Raw genomic sequence first — 17,229 nt, 5'->3', positions numbered from 1 at the left:
TTTCAGGACCCAACGCCCGATCCAAGCCTTTGATATCCCCGGAAAATCCGGAAATCTTCCAAGGCCATGCGCCGACCTCGACCAAAGCGCTAGGCACAGCTTGGGCCGCTGCATGGTCGCGATGCGCCCGCCCCGGTTGATGCAACCTCGATTTCCGTGTCTTTGAACGCTGCCGGGTCTCGACCGGCCCGGACAAAGCAGGGCTGGAGGCCTTGACGTTATTCTTTGGCGCACTCCACGCGGGGCCATAACAATCACAATGTCCGCCACCGGCCAGACCACGAGCGCCGAAGCATCCAGTCACAACTGGATCGCCAACCAGCCTTACCTGCTGCTCAGCATCACCGCGATGTGCTGGGCCGGCAATGCGGTCGTGGGACGAATGGCCGCCGGCCACATCCCGCCGGTGACGCTGTCCTTCCTGCGCTGGACCTTTGCCTTCCTGCTGGTGCTGCCGTTCGCCTGGAGGCACCTCGCCCAGGACTGGCCCGCGATCCGCGAGAAGCTCGGCCTGATGATCGTGCTGTCGATCACCGGCATCGGCGCCTTCAACACCCTGCAATATTGGGCACTGGAGCATACCCAGGCGCTCAACACCCTGCTGTTGCAGTCGGCGGCGCCTTTGGTCGTAGCACTGTGGTCGCTGGTCATCCTCGGCATCCGCCTCACCACGGCGCAGGCCTTCGGTGTGGCGCTCTCGATGTGCGGCGTGCTGATCATCCTGCTGCACGGCGATCTCACCACGCTGTCGAACATTGCCTTCAACAAGGGCGATTTGATCTTCATCGTCGCGCTGATCATCTTCGCGCTCTATTCGGTGCTGACCCTGAAGCGCCCGCCGATCCACGGCCTGTCGTTCCTCGCCTTCACCTTCGGCGCAGGTGCGGCCTGCCTCATTCCGCTGGAGATCTGGGAGTTGTCGGCGCGCCCCGTCATGAAGCTCGACGGGCCGAACCTGCTCACCCTGTTCTATGTCGCGGTGTTTCCCTCGACGCTCGCCTATCTCTGCTTCAACCGCGGTGTCAGGCTGATCGGCGCCAACCGCGCCGCGCCGTTCTTCCACGTCGTGCCGGTATTCGGCTCGGTCATGGCGATGGCCTTCCTCGGCGAACACCCGCAGGCCTTCCACTTCATCGGCTTCGCGCTGGTGCTGTCGGGCGTGTTCGTGGCGTCAAGGAAGCAGACGACCTGAGCGGCAAATCGGCGCGCATTGCAAACCGGCGTCCTTGCAATTTGTTCGGGACCAAGGTTCAATATCCTTATTGCTGGCTTCCCGATCCGACACCCCAACTCTGATTGTCAGGGAGAGTAGTATGGGCGCGTTGATGGCCGAGGACGATATCTATATCGGTCCGTTTTTCGATCTGTTCAATTTGAGATTTGGTCCCGAGCAAAGCGAGAGCGAGTTCACTGCCGGGGGTATGTCCGAGATCAAGGCCCTCCAGGACGAATTCGAGATGTTCCAGAACGGGAGGCCGTTCGTCGATAGCGCAAAGCTCCTCGGACTCGGCGGCCTGCACAACAATCGCGCGAAGAACCGCTGGTTCACCCTGCTGAAATGGCTGGCCAGGGTCCCGTCGGACCAAGACGGCGAAACCGGCGACCAACGCATCGTGAACGCGCTGATCAAGAACCTGGCGCGCAAGTCACCGCTGCCTTGCTTCATGAAGGCCCACGATTCCCGCGATCGCAACGGCGACGGCCTGCGGGTCGTCGTTCGCGAAGACAAACCGATCTTCTACATCGAACGAACATACCTCACGATCTCGCTGCCGATGGCACCGAACGTCCCGCCCGAAGGCAAGGGCAAGAAGAAGAAGAAGTCGAAGAAATAGGCGGGCCGATGCGCGCCGCCGCCGCAAGGGAGCGTGCTTCTCCGGGCGACGGAACGCTGACCGGGATCTATGCCGGTATCGCCGCCTATTATTCGGCGAAGGTCGCACGCTTCGGCGCAACGCCGTCCGGCGTCGACTGGACCTGCCAGGCCACGCAGGACATGCGTTTCGTCCAGCTCCTGAAATTGTGCGACTTCGCATCGCCCTTCTCGCTGAACGATCTCGGCTGCGGCTATGGCGCGCTGATCGCCTATCTCGACCGCCGGCATGACGACTGTGCCGTCGACTATCTCGGCATCGACGTTTCGGAGGCAATGGTTCAACGCGCGCGGCGGTTGTGGCGGGACCGCGGCGATGCCGCCTTCACCTGCGGCCATGCCAGTCTGCGGATGGCTGATTATGCGGTCGCCAGCGGCATCTTCAACGTGGCGCAGGACCAGAAGCGGCACGATTGGGAGCGCTTCATCGCAGCGAGCCTCGATGACCTCCATCGCACCACCAGGCGCGGCTTCGCCGTCAATTTCATGAAGCGGCCGGCAGGGGCGAACGCCCGCCACGGCCTCTACACCACCGACACCGCGTCCTGGGCGCGCTACTGCGCCACCCGGTTCAATGCCATAGCCGAGGTGCATAACGGCTATGGATTGATGGAGTTCACGCTCATCGTGCGGAAAACCTGACACTCAGGCGCCGACCGACAGCCGCCGCCGCGTCTCCTCCAGCAGCCGCCGGTAGATGCCGGCGCCCGTCAGCTTGATCAGAGCTTCCGCCCGATCAGCGAGGCGGGCCACTTCGCCGAGGCGATCCGGATCGTTGCTCGTCGCGAGTGCGGCCGCGAGTGTGATGGTGGCGCGGCATTCCGGCAAGCGGGCATGCCGTTCCTGGGCAACCGCGATCGCTTCGCGCGCCTTGTCGACCGCCGCGGCGTGGGTGCCGGAACGGAGCTGATAGTCGGCGATGCTCGCAAGCATCTCGGGTTCGATCTCCATGGCGACACGCGCCGCGCGCACGAATTCGACCCCCTCCGTCAATGACGGGATCGCCGCCTGATAGTTCTGGGCGATGCCCTGCGCCGTGCCGATGCAGGCCAGCGAATAGGCGCGCAAATACGGGGTGGCCTGGCGCGCTGCCAGCTCGATCACGTGCCAGGCATGGGTCGAGGCCATCGCAGAATCGCCGAGGCACCAAGCCAGATCGACGTGCCCGAGATTTGCGATGAACTGCACCGTCGGATCGATCAGCGTCGGATCGATGGCGAGGATGCGGTCGAAACACAGCCGCGCTTCATCGAAACGCCCCAACCGAACCAGGATCCGGCCGCGCAGGCTGAGGATCCAGTGCTCGACATTGTAGCCGAGGAACTGGTGCTCGAAGTCCGTGATGCCTGGGACGCCGGCGAGCGCCGCATCGCTCGCCGCGAGCGCTTCGCGCAGAAGGCCCGCCCAGCCATAGGCCTGGCTGAGCGAAGCATTGAGCGTCGCGGCGCGGCTGGTGAGCTGGCGCGATTCCGTGAGAGCCAACGCCTGCTTGACCGTGTCGACATAGGCATCGGCCTGCCCGCCGCTCGCTCCCGCGATCCGTCCTTCGACGAACAGCAGAAGCGGGATCATGGAATAGTCGATGTCCTGCGCCCATTCCAACGCTTCCTGGATGAAGGGCTTTGCATCTTCCGACGTCATGCCCTCGCGCCAACCGAGCCAGGCGATCTGGCTGCTGGCCGCGATCCTGAGCGCATCGCCCGCCGGGCTGCGCTTCTGTCCCACCTGCAGCGTGCGCACCTTGTGCCAATGCCGGATCGCTTCGGCCGGACTGGTCGAACCAATCCAGCGGGCGGCGCGCGCGGCATATTCGGCGGCGGCACCGGCCTCGCCAGCCTGTTCGAAATGATGCGACAGGAGCGCTGCGAACTCCTCGAGCCGCTCCGGATAAAATTGCTCGATCGCCCGCGCCACCCGCGCATGCAGGAGACTGCGGCGCGCGCGGAGCTGGGTCGAATAGGCAACCTCCTGGATCAAGGGGTGACGGAAGCCATAGGCTTGGCCGTCCTGGCCACTACGCGCCTGGAGCATCTCGCCGGAACAGAGCCGAACCAGCGTCGCCTCGAGCTCAGGGGCGGACAGGCTGGCGACGCTCTGCAAGACCGCGAGTTGAAACTCCTTGCCGATGATCGCGGCCGTGTGCAGGAGATCGCGATCGGCGGGCGCCAGCCGATCGATCCGCGCACCGATAACGGCCTGCACGGTCGGCGGCAGCACGTCGGAGACGCCGGGGAGGCCGCGCTGGTAGCCACCCTGTTCGCCGACGATGGCCAGATGTTCGACCAGCGAACGGATCAGTTCCTCTGCGAAGAAGGGATTGCCGCCGCTGCGCTCTGCGACGCGCCGCCGCACGTCGAACAGCGCGTCCCCCGGCCCGAGCAGCTCGTCGACGAGATCGCCCGTATCCGTCGGCGAGAGCTCGGCAAGCTCGATCTGCTGGTACAGCGGCCCGCGCATCCAGGGCGCGACATAGGTCGGCCGGAAATTCACGATCAAGACCGTCTTGGTGGAGATCACCTCGTCGACGAGCGTCGCGACGAACTCCTCGCTCGCCGGGTCGAGCCAATGCAGATCCTCGATGATGATCACCGACGCCGACGCGCCGCGCTGCCGGATCATGTGTCGGATGATCTCTAGCAGACGGATGTTGCGGGCGCGCGGACCGAGCCAGGAGGGCGGCCCCTGGCCGTGCCTGATGCCGAGGAAGTCGCACACCAGCCACAGGTCTGCCTCGAAGGTCGAACCGAGCTCGGCGAGGCGCGTGGCGATCTGCTTCACCGCCAGATCGGGCTCGTCGTCTGGCGAGACGTTGAAATAGGTCGAGCGCAAGAACTCCAGCACCGGCTCCAGCGGCGTTGCCGTGCCATAGGGCTGCGCACGGGCCTCGAACACCGGAATGAGGCGCGCGCGGCACCATTCGGCGAACTCGTAGCACAACCGGCTCTTGCCGGTCCCGGGCGGGCCGACAATGCCGGTGACGCGCGAACCGCCGGTCTCCACCGCCGCCAGAGTCCGCTGCAGCAGAGCCATCTCCCGCTCGCGCCCGCGGAACGTGGCCAGAGCGACGCCGCGGAATTGCTGGCTGGCGACCGCCGGCTTGAGGTTCTTCAGAAGATAAAGCTCGATCGGCTCAGGCACGCCGCGCAGACGATGACGGCCGAGCGGGCCGACGTCGCAGAATGAGCGCACCAGTCGATAGGTCTCATCGGTCATGCAGATCTCGCCCGGCTCCGCCTTGGCCGGAAGGCGGCTTGCGAGATGGATGGCAAGGCCGTATGCGCCGTGCTCGGTGACGGTGTCGACGAGCGGAGCATCCGCGACGATCTCGCCGGAATGCAGGCCGATGCGCACCGACATGGCATCGTCGCGCACGCGAAACGTGTCGCGGATCACCAACGCCGCCTCGCACGCCAGCAGGGCGTGACCTTCCTGCGTGCGCGGGGCGCCGAAGAAGGCGAGAATACCGTCGCCGAGCGTTCGTACCACCGTGCCCTCGAACCGCGCTACAGCGTCGCACATGGCATCGAGCGCGGGCTTGAGACGCTGCATGGCATCTTCGGCGGTGAGGCCGGCAACGATCTCGGTCGAGCTGACGAGATCGGCAAACAGAACCGTCACCTGCTTCAGCTCGCCCCGAACCGGCCTCGTGGAATGCCCCGCCGCTGCCGGGATTGGCCTGCTCGCGGCGCTCAGGGCTGCGCCGCAGGCCCCACAAAAGCCCGAACCAGGCGGGCTGGGATGATTGCAGGCGGGACAGGCCACCGGCAACGCTGAGCCGCAGCCGTGACAGAAGCGATTTGTCGCCGGATTGTCTCCGCCGCAACGCTCACAGAGCATCTGATCCCCTAACGAAGCAATATTCGACGAGGAGGAAACAACGTTGCAGCACGTCACGCCGGGCCGGCAATGCCCCGACATGCGTGCTCACCCGCCAAAGGCACCATCTTTGGCACCCCCACGCAACCGATTAGTTCACATTTGAAGCCCAACTTGCCGAAACTGCGCCCGAAAAGTTGCGAAACTCGACCCGGCCGCGCGCTCTGGTCGCAAGCCAGCGACGTCAGCCCGCCTTGAACTTGCTGTAGGCCTGGCTCGTCGCAATGATCACGTGCTCGGCGCAGCCGTTGATACGATGCGGATCGGCCTCTTTCTCGTAAGCCTCGGACGTCATCATATCGAGGAAGGCAGCAACGGTCGGATAGGTGACCAGCGCAACGAAATCCCAGTCGTTGCCCGCATGCGGGCCGAGCGCGACCGCCTTGGCCTCGCCGGTCCACAGCAGCGTGCCGCCGCGCGCCTTGATCATGGGCACGGTAATCGCGCTGTAGCGCAGATACGCATCCCAGCCGGAGCCGTCACCGTCGCGCGAGCGCGGGTGGAAGCGCATCAGGTTCAGCATCACCACCGGCGCATTCTGGTCGAGCCCTTCCAGGCCCTGGATGTTCAACATATTGACCGCCAATGGCACCTCCTCGGGTCGCGCCTGCATTGTAGCATTGCGGCGGCGTGACTTGTGTCACGACGGCAATCCGGCGCAAGCTCGAATGTGACGCCAATGACGATCGCTTCGCCCGCGCCACCTGCCTCGAGTCCGGTCAGCTGGCTCAACAACCAGCCTTATCTGCTGCTTAGCCTGAGCTCGCTGTTCTGGGCCGGCAACATTGTGCTCGCGCGCCATGTCGGCGCACATGTGCCGCCGCTGACGGTGACCACGATCCGCTGGTTCGGCGTGTTCCTGATCCTGCTGCCGTTTTCCTGGCCGCATCTGAAGCGCGACTGGCCTGCGTTACGCAAAAGCCTGCCGCTGATGCTGTTCCTGTCGCTGGTGGGCTTCGCCTTCAACAACGCGATCTCGTACTGGGCGCTACAATATACCGAGGCGCTGAATGCGCTGTTGATCCAGTCGGCCGGGCCGCTGTTCGTGGCGCTGTGGTCGCTCGTGCTGTTCGGCGTGCGGCTGACGGGTGCGCAGCTCGCCGGCATCGCGATCTCGCTGGCGGGCGTGCTGGTCATCATCCTGCACGGTGATTTAGCGGCGCTCACGAGCATCAGCTTCAACAGGGGCGACATCATGTTCGCCTCCTCGCTGGTGGCGTTCGGGATCTACTCCGCCTTCATCCCGCGTCGGCCGAAGGTTCATCAGCTGTCATTTCTCTCCTTCACCACCTGCTGCGGGGCGATGATGCTGCTACCCACCGCGATCTGGGAGGCCTGGAGCGGCAGCGTCATGCAGTTTGATACCGTGACGCTGATGACGCTCGGCTACATCCTGATCTTCCCCTCGACGCTCGCTTATCTCTTTTTCAACCGCGGCGTCGCGCTGATCGGCCCGAACCGCGCCGCACCGTTTTTCCATCTGGTGCCCGTGTTCGGCTCGGCGATGGCGATCCTGTTGCTCGGCGAAAAGCTCCAGCCGTTTCACCTGATCGGCTACGCGCTGGTGCTCGCCGGCGTCGTCATCGCCTCCCGCCAGGGTTCTGCGGTGAAGTAAGTCCGCGCACCGGACTGGTAGGGTGGGCAAAGCGAAGCGTGCCCACCAACGTTTCAACGAGTTCAAAACGAAAAGGTGGGCACGGCGCTCACGCGCCTTTGCCCACCCTACGAATTCAGCGCCAAGAACTCTGCGCCAAGGATTCAGCGCAAGAGTTTAAGCCGCGCGCACCTTGGCGAGGAAGCCGTCCACCGCGCTACGCAGCGCACCGGACTGGTTGTCCAGCTCGCGGGCGTTGGTCAGCACGTCGCCGGCAGCGGAGCCGGTCGCTTCCGCGGCCGAGGTGACGCTGCCGATGTTGGTGTTGATCTCGTTCGAACCCGCCGCGACCGACTGGATGTTGCGGGCGATCTCGCGGGTGGCATCGCCCTGCTGCTCGATCGAGGACGAAATGCCGGCGGTGATCTCGCTCATCTCGGCGATGGTCCGGGTGATGCCGCCGATCGCCGCGACCGCATCGCTGGTCGAGGTCTGCATCGCCGCCACTTGCGCGGAGATTTCCTCAGTCGCCTTCGCGGTCTGGTTGGCCAGCGCCTTGACCTCGGAAGCGACGACGGCGAAGCCACGACCGGATTCACCAGCACGTGCCGCTTCGATGGTGGCGTTGAGCGCGAGCAGATTGGTCTGCGCCGCGATCGAATGAATGAGCTTGACCACCTCGCCGATCTTCTCGGCGCCGGTCGAGAGCTCCTGCACCGTGGCGTTGGTACGCTCGGCGTCGCTGACGGCGCGGCTCGCCACTTCGGTCGAGCGCGTCACCTGGCGGGAGATTTCCGCAACCGAGCTCGACAGCTCTTCGGCGGCGGCGGCGACCGTGCCGACATTGCCGGAGGCCCGCGACGAGGCCGCACCGACGGTGGCGGCGCGCGACGAGGCGTCGCTGGCGGTCGCGGTCATCGACTGCGCGGTCGACTGCATGCCGGCCGCAGCCGAGGAGACCGAGCGGACGATGCCATTGACGCTGCGTTCGAAGTCGTTGGCGATATCTTCCATCGCGCTGCGACGTTCCGCCACGGCACGCTCTTTCGCCGCCGCGTCGGTCTTCTCGAGGTCGCGGATGCGGACCGCGTTGTCCTTGAAGATCTGGACGGTCGCAGCCATCATTCCGACCTCGTCGCCACGGCCGACGCCGGGGATGTCGCCCTCGAGCTTGCCGTCGGCAAGATCCTTCATGCGGGCACCGAGCAGCGCCAGCGGACGGCTGATGCTGCGGCCGATCATCCAGGCGACGCCGCCGGCGACGATGACGATGCCGAGCATGGCGAGACCGAGCGACCAGAACACCGGACCCATCTTGGCGTCGATGTCGTCGAGATAGGCGCCAGTGCCGAGATACATGTCGAAGCCGGGAATCGCGACAGCGTAGCCGATCTTGCGAATCGGCGTTTCCTGGCCGGGCTTCACATATTCATAGTAAAGCAGGATCGAGCCGTTGGCCTTGACGCCGTCCATCAGCTCGATCGACAGCTTGCGGCCGTTGGTCACGACGTCCATGCGGTTGGTGCCGATCTGCTTCGGATCGGGCGCGAGCTGGGTGATGCCGTCATAGGACGTGCCGAACAGATAGCCCGCACCGTTGTCGTAGGTCATCGCATTGCCGTAGCGGCGAAGCTCGGCCAAGGCGGCGTCCTTCGTCAATTCGCCCGCATCGACGCGCTTCTTCAGAGCGGCTGCATAGTTCCGGCCCAGATCGACGATCGACTTGGCTTGATCGATGCGCGCATTCACCATCTCGCGTTTCATCAAATAGCCGGCGAGAACTCCGGCGACGCACAGGCCGAACAAGGTGACGCCGACAAGGATGCCAAGCTTGGAGGCGATCTTCAGATTGCTCAACTTCACGGGATGGCTCCGGCAATGAGGGATAACGAACACACGAGTGAATCGATAAGATTTGACTCAACTTTTAGTGGGGAACCCATTAGCAACCTGTTACGAAGGGCCCCGTAGAAGCCCGGAGAGGACCGCAAAACTTCTGAATAAACCGCGGTACCGGCAACCGACGATTGTACGCGCCGGCGTAGATTTCGCGTAAAAGACGCAAAGGCCCGCCCAAAGGTGCGGGTCGCAACAAGAACCGACAACTAAATCGGGAGCAGAAAATGCCGAAATACAGGGTGGTGACGCCGAAGGGCGCGAGCTTCACGGTCGCAGGCAGCGATTATTCCCTCGAGCGCGAAGCGCTCGATCCGATCGATGCCGAGATCGTCGAGGCGCCGGCCAACGAGGCGGAGTTCATCGCCGCCGCCAGGAATGCCGACGCGATCTACGCCAAGGGCATTCCGATCTCAAAGACCATCATCGACGCGCTGGAGAACTGCAAGGTCATCACGCTCGGCTCGGTCGGCGTCGACAGTGTCGATGTGAAGGCGGCGACCGCGCGCGGCATTCCCGTCACCAACATCCCCGACACCTTCATCGAGGAAGTCGCCGACCACGCCATGATGCTGCTGCTCTCCGGCTTCCGCCGCCTTGTCGAGCAGGACAAGATGGTGCGCACCGGGCGCTGGGCCGAGGGTCGGCCGGCGCTGCTCAAAGTGCCGCGGCTGATGGGCCAGACGCTGGGCTTCGTCTCGTTCGGCCGCGTCGCGCGCGCAGTTGCGAAGCGCGCCGCACCGTTCGGCCTGCGCATGATGGCTTACGATCCCTTCATCCAGGAAACCCTGATGTGGGACCACGGTGTGATCCCGGCGACGCTGAACGAGGTGCTGTCGCAATCCGACTTCGTCTCGATGCACGCCCCCGCCCGGCCCGAAGTGCATCACATGCTGACCGAGAAGCATTTTCGGCAGATGAAGAAGAGTTCGGTCTTCATCAATACCGGGCGCGGCGCCACCGTGGACGAGGAAAGCCTGATCAAGGCGCTGCAGGAGGGCTGGATCGCGCATGCCGCCCTCGACGTGCTGGAGAAGGAACCGCCGTCGCACAACAACCCCATCCTGAGCATGGAGAACGTGACCCTGACCGCCCATGTCGCCTCCGCCTCGGCACGGTTCGACGAGGCGCGCAAGCGCCGAGTGGGCTACGAATTGTCACTGGTGCTTCAGGGCATGTGGCCGGTAAGCTGCGTGAACCCGTCGGTGCTGCAAGACACCGCGCTCCGCCGCTGGCAGCCCGTCAGCATGGACCGCGGCCCGAACAGCTAAGGCGGCCGGCGCAACACGCGCCGAAAGACCGGCAAAAGAACGAAACGGCCCTTCACCGGCGACCAACGCCGGGAAGGGAAACATCTTAGGGAGGAACTGATGAGGAACGACATCACACGTCGTGATGCCTTGGCGCTGGGCCTGTCCGCTGCAACAGTCGCTGCCACTGGTGTTGCAGCGCACGCTCAATCCGCAATCAAGGCTGCCGACGTCCCCGCGCCGAAACTGCCGATCGAGAAGGGCGCAACGCTCCGCATGCTGCGGCCGGTGCGCTTCGTCCAGGCCGATGAGGACGTGTTCCGCGCCAATGCGGCCAAGTTCACCAAGGAGACCGGGGTCGAGGTCAAGATCGATTTCGTCGGCTGGGAGGACATCAACCAGCAGACGGCGGTGACCGCCAATTCCGGCGCCGGCCCCGACATCATCATCGGCTTCTCTGATGCCCCGCACATCTACGTCGACAAGCTGATCGAGCTGACCGACGTCGCCGACTATGCCGGCAAGCGTTACGGCGGCTGGCTGCCGCTGGCGCAGCGCTACGGCAAGAAGAACAAGAGCGACACCTGGATCGGCCTGCCGTTCGGCGCGACCGGGGGGCCGCTGATCTATCGCAAATCGATCCTGCAATCCGTCGGGTTCGACAAGGTGCCGGAAGACCATGCCGGCATCCTTGATCTCTGCCAGAAGCTGCAAAAGGCCGGCAAGCCGGCGGGCTTCGCGCTCGGCAACGCCAAGGGCGACGGCAACGGCTTTGCCAGCTGGGCGCTGTGGTCGCACAACGCGGCCCTGCTCGATGAAGAAGGCAACGTCACCATCAACAGCAAGGAGACGATCGCAGCGCTGAACTGGGTCAAGCAGCTCTACCCGACCTTCATCGCCGGCACGACCTCTTGGAACGACGTCAGCAACAACCGCGCCTATGCCGCGCAGGAGATCGCGCTGACGGCAAACGGCGTCTCGCTGTATTTTTCACTGAAGAACGACCCGGCGACCAAGGCGATCGCCGACGACAGCGTACATCAATTGCTGCCGAAGGGCGTGGCCAAGGTCTCGCCGATGGCGGGGCTGACGCTGAATGCCATGGTGTTCAAGCACAGTAAGTATCCCAACGCCGCGAAGGCCTTCCTGCAATTCATGCTGGAAAAGGACCAATACGAGCCGTGGCTCAATGCCAACTCCGGCTACTGGTCCCAGCCGCTCGCCGCCTATGCCGACGCCGCCGTGTGGTCGCAGGACCCCAAAGTGGCGCTTTTCAAGGACACGATGAAGAGCACCTATTATGACGGCTATGCGGGTCCAATCTCGACGGCGACCGGTGCCGTCAGCGCCGACTACGTGCTGATCCAGATGTGCGCGTCCGTTGCAACCGGCGCGGCCACGCCCGAGGCCGCAGCCGCCGAAGCCGAGCAACGCTGCAAGCGGTACTTCCGGCGGCAGAAGTAAGACAGAACGACCGTCATTGCGAGGAGCGAAGCGACGAAGCAATCCAGACTGTAACTGCGGAAACAGACTGGATTGCTTCGCTTCGCTCGCCATGACGGACGTGGTGACAGTCTCAAACAGGACAACGCCCTGATGTCCGTGACCACCCTCTCTTCTCCCGCACTGGCGCAACGGCAGCCGTCCTGGCTGGTGCGCCTGTTCGACTACAAGCCGTTCCTGGTCGTGATGTGCCTGGCGCCCGCGATCGGGCTGCTCGGGGTATTCCTGACCTATCCGCTGGGGCTCGGCATCTGGCTCGCCTTCACCGACACGACGATCGGCCGAACGGGCGTGTTCGTCGGCTTCGACAATTTCCAGTATCTGCTCACTGACTCCCTGTGGTGGAACGCCGTCTTCTACAGCGTGGTCTACACGGCGATCGCGACCTTCGGAAAGTTCGCGCTTGGCTTCTGGCTCGCACTGCTGCTCAACAACCATTTTCCGTTCAAGAGCCTGCTGCGCGCGATCATCCTGCTGCCCTGGATTGTGCCGACGGTGCTCTCGGCGCTGGCGTTCTGGTGGATCTACGATCCGCAATTCTCGATCATCTCCTATCTGCTGGTCGACGTGCTGCATTGGCGCACGAGCAATATCGACTTCCTCGGCACGCCCTGGCCGGCGCGGTTCTCGCTGATCGCGGCCAACATCTGGCGCGGTATTCCCTTCGTCGCGATCTCGCTGCTGGCGGGCTTGCAGACCATCTCGCCCTCGCTCTACGAGGCCGCGATGCTTGACGGCGCCAGCGCCTGGCAGCGCTTCCGCTACATCACCTTCCCGATGATGATGCCGATCCTCGCCATCGTCATGACCTTCTCGATCATCTTCACTTTCACCGACTTCCAGCTGGTCTACGCCATCACCCGTGGCGGGCCGGGCAACTCGACGCATTTGCTGGCCACACTCGCGTTCCAGCGCGGCATCGCCGGCGGCGAACTCGGCGAAGGTGCGGCGATCGCGGTATCGATGATCCCGTTCCTGGTGTTCGCGACGCTGTTTTCCTATTTCGGCCTGGCGCGCCGCAAATGGCAGCAGGGAGAGGCCAATGACTGACACCGTCGCGCAAACTGCCGCCGTCGCCGACGCAAAAGCCGCGCCCGACACCATGGCCTGGGATTCCGGGCTGCGCCGGCTGATGATGATCTATCTGCCGCTCGGCTGCTTCGTGCTGATCCTGCTGTTTCCGTTCTATTGGATGGCGATCACGTCGTTCAAGCCGAACGCGGAGCTGATGAACTACAAGGAGCATAATCCATTCTGGATCACCTCGCCGACGCTGGCGCACATCAAGCACCTCCTGTTCGACACCGACTATCCGCGCTGGCTGTGGACGACGATGCTGGTGGCGATCGGGGCGACCACGCTGTCGCTGATCGCGAGCACGCTCGCCGCCTATGCGATCGAGCGCCTGCGCTTCCGCGGCAGTCCTTATGTCGGCCTCGGCATCTATATGGCCTATCTCGTGCCGCCGTCGATCCTGTTCATCCCGCTCGCGACCGTGGTGGTGCAGTTCGGGCTGTTCGACTCCCCGCTGGCGCTGATCCTGGTCTATCCGACCTTCCTGGTGCCGTTCTGCACCTGGCTGCTGATCGGCTATTTCAAGTCGATCCCCTATGAGCTCGAGGAATGCGCACTGGTCGACGGCGCGACGCGGCTGCAGATCCTGCGGCGGATCACGCTGCCGCTCGCAGTGCCCGGCCTGATCTCGGCCGGCATCTTCTCCTTCACGCTGTCCTGGAACGAGTTCATCTATGCGCTCGCCTTCATCCAGAGCGGCGCCAACAAGACCGTGCCGGTCGCGATCCTGACCGAACTCATCACCGGCGACGTCTACCAGTGGGGTGCGTTGATGGCGGGCTCGCTGCTCGGCTCGCTGCCGGTCGCGATCTTCTACTCGCTGTTCGTGGACTATTACGTCTCCTCGCTGACCGGCGCGGTAAAAGAATAGCCTGGGACTGCGGCGTTTGGCCCGGCTTCACAAAACTGCAATCTGCAATCCGCATAAGGCGTCGTCCGCTAACAGGAGACGCACATGCGCGCGACTTTTCTCAGCACCGTCGCAACGATCATTCTCACCGCGAGCACGGCGCTTGCGCAGAGCGAGGGCGAATTTCCGGCCAAACTCGCCGGCCACGTCGTGATGCCGGCCGCGACCTTCATCGATGCCCCCGCCGATGCCCCTGCCGATCTCAAGACCTCGGGAAAGTACACCACGGGAAAGCGCGTCGATGCGCTCGGCACCGTGATGGGCAAGTCCCTTGAGCGTTCGACCGGGGTCTCGCTGCCATTCAAGGGCCAGCCGCTGCAGGGCCATTCCGGCATCAAGAAGATGCCCGACGGCACCTTCTGGGTCATCACCGACAACGGCATGGGCGCGCGCGCCAATTCGATGGACTCGATGCTGTACCTGAACCACTACAAGATGGATTGGGCGGGCGGCAAGATCGAGCGCGAAGCGACCGCCTTCCTGCACGATCCCGACAAGAAGGTGCCGTTCCGCATCGTCCACGAGGACACCCAGAAGCGCTATCTCACGGGCGCCGATTTCGACACCGAAGGTTTCCAGATCGTCGGCGACACCTTCTGGATCGGCGACGAGTTCGGCCCCTACATCCTGAAGGCCGACAAGACCGGCAAGATCCTCGCCGTGTTCGAGACCATCGCCGACGGCAAGCCGGTGCGCTCTCCCGACCATTGGGCGGCGGCGACCCCGGGCGCGCCGGGCGCGACCTACACCAACGTCAATCTGCGCCGCTCCAAGGGTTTTGAGGGCTTTGCCTCCTCGAAGGACGGCAAATTCCTGTACGGCCTGCTCGAGGGCCCGCTGTGGGACGCCGACAAGAAGGATTGGGAGCGGGTCGACGGCAAGGAAGCGTCCCTCATCCTCGAATTCGACGTCGCCGCTGAAAAGTTCACCGGCCGCTACTGGCAGTATGTGTTCGAGCAGAACGGCAACGCCATTGGCGACTTCAACATGATCGACCCGAGCGCCGGCCTCGTCATCGAACGCGACAACGGCGAAGGCACGCCCGACAAGGCCTGCCCGGCGGGCACGCGCGGCGAGAACTGCTTCCCTGATGTCGCCAGGTTCAAGCGCATCTACAAGATCGAGCTGACTGACGCCAATGTCGGCAAGCCCGTGCGCAAGATCGGCTATATCGACCTCTTGAAGATCCAGGACCCCGACAAGAAGGCACGCAAGCCGCTGAACGACGGCGTCTACACCTTCCCGTTCTTCACCATCGAGAACGTCGATCGCGTCGACGACACCCACATCATCGTCGGCAACGACAACAATCTGCCGTTCTCGTCCAGCCGCGATCCCAACAAGGCCGATGACGACGAGTTCATCCTGCTCGACGTCGCGGATTTTCTGAAGGCGAAGTAAGGCGAGGCTCTTTCAACGCGGTCATCGCCCGGAGTGACCGGGCGATCCAGTACGCCGGGACGTCTGCGATGAAATCGCGAGGCCTCGGCGTACTAGATGCCCCGCCTGCGCAGGGCATGACAGGGGGTGAGCGCGGAGCGAGGTGAAGGGCGCCGCTCTAGCCTGACGGCACGATCACCATGCTCTTGTCCTTCGGCCAGCGGGCGCGCCAGGCGAAGTTGATGTCCTTGACCTCTCCGGGCTTGGCGTCGAACGACCATTCCAGCACGCCTCGCTTGTCCCGGATATCTTTTGCCGTCGGCGGTGTGGTCGCGGGCAGCATCTCGACGACGATCTCGTCATTCTCGCTGACCGGCAGCTGGTCCTCGATCGCGACGTGAATCGGGAAGTCGTGGCCGTTGCGGACGGTGGTCTTGAACGCGCGCTCGTCGGTCCTCGAGGTCGCGACCAGGAGACCGGCCGAGCCCTCGTTGCGCTTGAGTATCGCGCGCTCGACCTTGACCTTGTCGTCGGCGCCGAAGCCAAGCCGCACGATGTCGTCCTTGGCTGATGCCGAGAGCTTGCCGCGGCCGACGAAGACGCCGTCACGGTAGATCGCGACCTTGCCCGGCAGCAACGTCGTGTCGTCGGTCTGCTTGAAGCTGGCCTCGAGGAAGGCGGTGGAATCCAGCACCGGCGCAGCGCGCACCGCGAGATCGGCGGGCACGCTCATTGAAGCAATGCGCAGGCTCTTGGCGCCCTCGGCGGCGCCGAGGCTGACACGGCCGGGGATCTTGAAGGTGGCCTGGAAATCGCCGATCTCCGCAACGGCTTGCGGTTCGTCGGCACGTTGGGCCGGCAGATCAAATTCCTCCCTGCTTCGTGCCGCCTCCATCTTTCGCAGCATTGGCGCCGCCGCTGGCATGGCGGTATCCGCGACCGAGCCCAGCGCGCGCGGCTTCGGCACCTGCGGATATTGCGCCACCAGCGAGCCCAGTTCCGGCGCGCTGCCGCCACGGGCGATGCGGACGGTGGAAACGCCGAGCGTGACGTTCGACCAGTCCTCGCCGGTCGATTGCGTGACCTCGGCGCGGCGGACCAGCTCGAGTTGCGGCTTGCGGTCCTTGCCACCGGTGTCGAGCCGGGCGTCATAGAGCGGCAGCCAGCGCGCATTACGCACGGCGTAAGTGACCCGCAGCGTCGCCTTGGTCGCGGCAGCGGAAGCGACGTCGATCCGCACTTCCAGCTTGCTCGGCGGCTTGGCGGAGCGGTCGGCTTCGAGTTGCGCGATCTGGCGATCGATCTCGCGTTGTTTTCGCGCGGCATCACGGATCGCGGCCTCGGCCGCTGCGACTTCCTCCGCCACGGCAGTGAACGCCGCGCGCCACTCGGTGATCGGGCGCGCCTCGCCCTTGTCGCCGAGGCCGGCGGGAGAAGCTTCGGCAAAGCGCTGCGCGAATTTGCGCCGGGCGGCCGCCGCATCGATCGCGCCTTGCAGGTCGGCGCGCTCGTCCTTGAGCGCCTCGATGCGCTTGTCGAGCTCGGGCAGATTGACCGGCGGCGCCGCACGCGGCGGTCGTGCGTCGATCGTGCCGATGGTGAGCTTCGCGCCGGCCTCGCCCTCGACGCGGAGCGATGATGGATCGAGCGAGAGCGGAAAATCTTTTGCGACCAGCGTGCTGTCGCCGGAGGTGAGGTCGATCGCGATCACACGGGTGACGGTGGCGCCATCAGGATAGACGGTGACGGTGTCGATGGCCGATGTGGCGTCCACATCGGCGGCCCATGAAGGCGAGACGAGCGCTGCGGTCACCAGGACGAGGCCCGTCGTCGCCAGATATCTTGCAATCGTGCGCATCAAATTTCTCCCTGC

Annotated in this window: 13 protein-coding genes; 9 read left to right on the top strand and 4 right to left on the bottom strand. The window is 64.3% G+C overall.

Annotated features, from left to right (window positions below; all coding sequences use genetic code 11):
- The first annotated feature begins 259 nt into the window (after window positions 1–259).
- From ABIA96_RS29440 to ABIA96_RS29430, 3 genes are all read left to right on the top strand, one after another.
- Entirely contained in the window at window positions 260–1,192 is a 933-nt protein-coding gene (locus tag ABIA96_RS29440) for a DMT family transporter (RefSeq protein WP_354140541.1), read from the top strand.
- 121 nt (window positions 1,193–1,313) lie between these two features.
- Window positions 1,314–1,835, top strand: coding sequence for a hypothetical protein (locus ABIA96_RS29435; RefSeq protein WP_354140540.1), 522 nt, complete (start codon window positions 1,314–1,316; stop codon window positions 1,833–1,835).
- 8 nt (window positions 1,836–1,843) lie between these two features.
- Window positions 1,844–2,515, top strand: coding sequence for a methyltransferase domain-containing protein (locus tag ABIA96_RS29430; protein ID WP_354140539.1), 672 nt, complete (start codon window positions 1,844–1,846; stop codon window positions 2,513–2,515).
- 3 nt (window positions 2,516–2,518) lie between these two features.
- On the opposite strand, the gene ABIA96_RS29425 is transcribed toward ABIA96_RS29430, so the two are convergent.
- Both ABIA96_RS29425 and ABIA96_RS29420 read right to left on the bottom strand, forming a co-directional pair.
- Window positions 2,519–5,710, bottom strand: coding sequence for an ATP-binding protein (locus ABIA96_RS29425; protein ID WP_354140538.1), 3,192 nt, complete (start codon window positions 5,708–5,710; stop codon window positions 2,519–2,521).
- Window positions 5,711–5,933: 223 nt separating this feature from the next.
- Window positions 5,934–6,335: a DUF1330 domain-containing protein gene (locus ABIA96_RS29420; RefSeq protein ID WP_354140537.1), complete on the bottom strand. Its 402-nt coding sequence runs from the start codon at window positions 6,333–6,335 to the stop codon at window positions 5,934–5,936.
- A gap of 93 nt (window positions 6,336–6,428) precedes the next feature.
- Here ABIA96_RS29420 and ABIA96_RS29415 point away from each other — a divergent pair, with 93 nt between their 5' ends.
- Window positions 6,429–7,364 (top strand): DMT family transporter, encoded by a 936-nt coding sequence (locus tag ABIA96_RS29415; RefSeq protein ID WP_354140536.1) that lies wholly within the window; start codon window positions 6,429–6,431, stop codon window positions 7,362–7,364.
- Window positions 7,365–7,520: 156 nt separating this feature from the next.
- On the opposite strand, the gene ABIA96_RS29410 is transcribed toward ABIA96_RS29415, so the two are convergent.
- Window positions 7,521–9,206 carry a methyl-accepting chemotaxis protein gene (locus tag ABIA96_RS29410; protein ID WP_354140535.1) on the bottom strand — a complete coding sequence of 562 codons (1,686 nt, stop codon included), beginning with the start codon at window positions 9,204–9,206 and terminating at the stop codon, window positions 7,521–7,523.
- 260 nt (window positions 9,207–9,466) lie between these two features.
- Between ABIA96_RS29410 and ABIA96_RS29405 the strand changes: the two genes are divergently transcribed.
- The 5 genes from ABIA96_RS29405 to ABIA96_RS29385 all read left to right on the top strand — a co-directional run bounded on the left by ABIA96_RS29405 (window position 9,467) and on the right by ABIA96_RS29385 (window position 15,377).
- The gene (locus ABIA96_RS29405; protein WP_354140534.1) at window positions 9,467–10,510 is read left to right on the top strand and encodes a C-terminal binding protein; all 1,044 of its coding nucleotides are present in this window, start codon (window positions 9,467–9,469) and stop codon (window positions 10,508–10,510) included.
- Window positions 10,511–10,609: 99 nt separating this feature from the next.
- Complete coding sequence (locus tag ABIA96_RS29400; RefSeq protein ID WP_354140533.1) at window positions 10,610–11,953, top strand: ABC transporter substrate-binding protein; 1,344 nt, start codon at window positions 10,610–10,612, stop codon at window positions 11,951–11,953.
- Window positions 11,954–12,085: 132 nt separating this feature from the next.
- Window positions 12,086–13,042, top strand: coding sequence for a carbohydrate ABC transporter permease (locus ABIA96_RS29395; protein WP_354140532.1), 957 nt, complete (start codon window positions 12,086–12,088; stop codon window positions 13,040–13,042).
- Complete coding sequence (locus ABIA96_RS29390; RefSeq protein ID WP_354140531.1) at window positions 13,035–13,937, top strand: carbohydrate ABC transporter permease; 903 nt, start codon at window positions 13,035–13,037, stop codon at window positions 13,935–13,937. The genes ABIA96_RS29395 and ABIA96_RS29390 overlap by 8 nt, the downstream gene beginning before the upstream one ends.
- Window positions 13,938–14,021: 84 nt before the next feature.
- Window positions 14,022–15,377, top strand: a complete 1,356-nt coding sequence (locus ABIA96_RS29385) for an esterase-like activity of phytase family protein (protein WP_354140530.1) — start codon at window positions 14,022–14,024, stop codon at window positions 15,375–15,377.
- 157 nt (window positions 15,378–15,534) lie between these two features.
- Here ABIA96_RS29385 and ABIA96_RS29380 read toward each other — a convergent pair whose 3' ends face one another.
- The gene (locus ABIA96_RS29380) at window positions 15,535–17,214 is read right to left on the bottom strand and encodes a mucoidy inhibitor MuiA family protein (RefSeq protein WP_354140529.1); all 1,680 of its coding nucleotides are present in this window, start codon (window positions 17,212–17,214) and stop codon (window positions 15,535–15,537) included.
- Window positions 17,215–17,229 lie beyond the last annotated feature (15 nt).

Origin of the sequence: Bradyrhizobium sp. LB11.1 (genome assembly GCF_040549385.1) — a bacterium.
In the GTDB taxonomy this organism is placed as follows: domain Bacteria; phylum Pseudomonadota; class Alphaproteobacteria; order Rhizobiales; family Xanthobacteraceae; genus Bradyrhizobium.
Note: the sequence above shows the minus strand (reverse complement) of the source record. Positions and strands in the feature narration are given on the sequence as shown.

What these genes read in the sequence shown, in the direction of transcription:
- ABIA96_RS29440 (WP_354140541.1), top strand. Translation starts at nt 260, where the DNA reads ATGTCCGCCACCGGCCAGACCACGAGCGCCGAAGCATCCAGTCACAAC.
- ABIA96_RS29435 (WP_354140540.1), top strand. Translation starts at nt 1,314, where the DNA reads ATGGGCGCGTTGATGGCCGAGGACGATATCTATATCGGTCCGTTTTTC.
- ABIA96_RS29430 (WP_354140539.1), top strand. Translation starts at nt 1,844, where the DNA reads ATGCGCGCCGCCGCCGCAAGGGAGCGTGCTTCTCCGGGCGACGGAACG.
- ABIA96_RS29425 (WP_354140538.1), bottom strand. Translation starts at nt 5,710, where the DNA reads ATGCTCTGTGAGCGTTGCGGCGGAGACAATCCGGCGACAAATCGCTTC.
- ABIA96_RS29415 (WP_354140536.1), top strand. Translation starts at nt 6,429, where the DNA reads ATGACGATCGCTTCGCCCGCGCCACCTGCCTCGAGTCCGGTCAGCTGG.
- ABIA96_RS29405 (WP_354140534.1), top strand. Translation starts at nt 9,467, where the DNA reads ATGCCGAAATACAGGGTGGTGACGCCGAAGGGCGCGAGCTTCACGGTC.
- ABIA96_RS29400 (WP_354140533.1), top strand. Translation starts at nt 10,610, where the DNA reads ATGAGGAACGACATCACACGTCGTGATGCCTTGGCGCTGGGCCTGTCC.
- ABIA96_RS29395 (WP_354140532.1), top strand. Translation starts at nt 12,086, where the DNA reads ATGTCCGTGACCACCCTCTCTTCTCCCGCACTGGCGCAACGGCAGCCG.
- ABIA96_RS29390 (WP_354140531.1), top strand. Translation starts at nt 13,035, where the DNA reads ATGACTGACACCGTCGCGCAAACTGCCGCCGTCGCCGACGCAAAAGCC.
- ABIA96_RS29385 (WP_354140530.1), top strand. Translation starts at nt 14,022, where the DNA reads ATGCGCGCGACTTTTCTCAGCACCGTCGCAACGATCATTCTCACCGCG.
- ABIA96_RS29380 (WP_354140529.1), bottom strand. Translation starts at nt 17,214, where the DNA reads ATGCGCACGATTGCAAGATATCTGGCGACGACGGGCCTCGTCCTGGTG.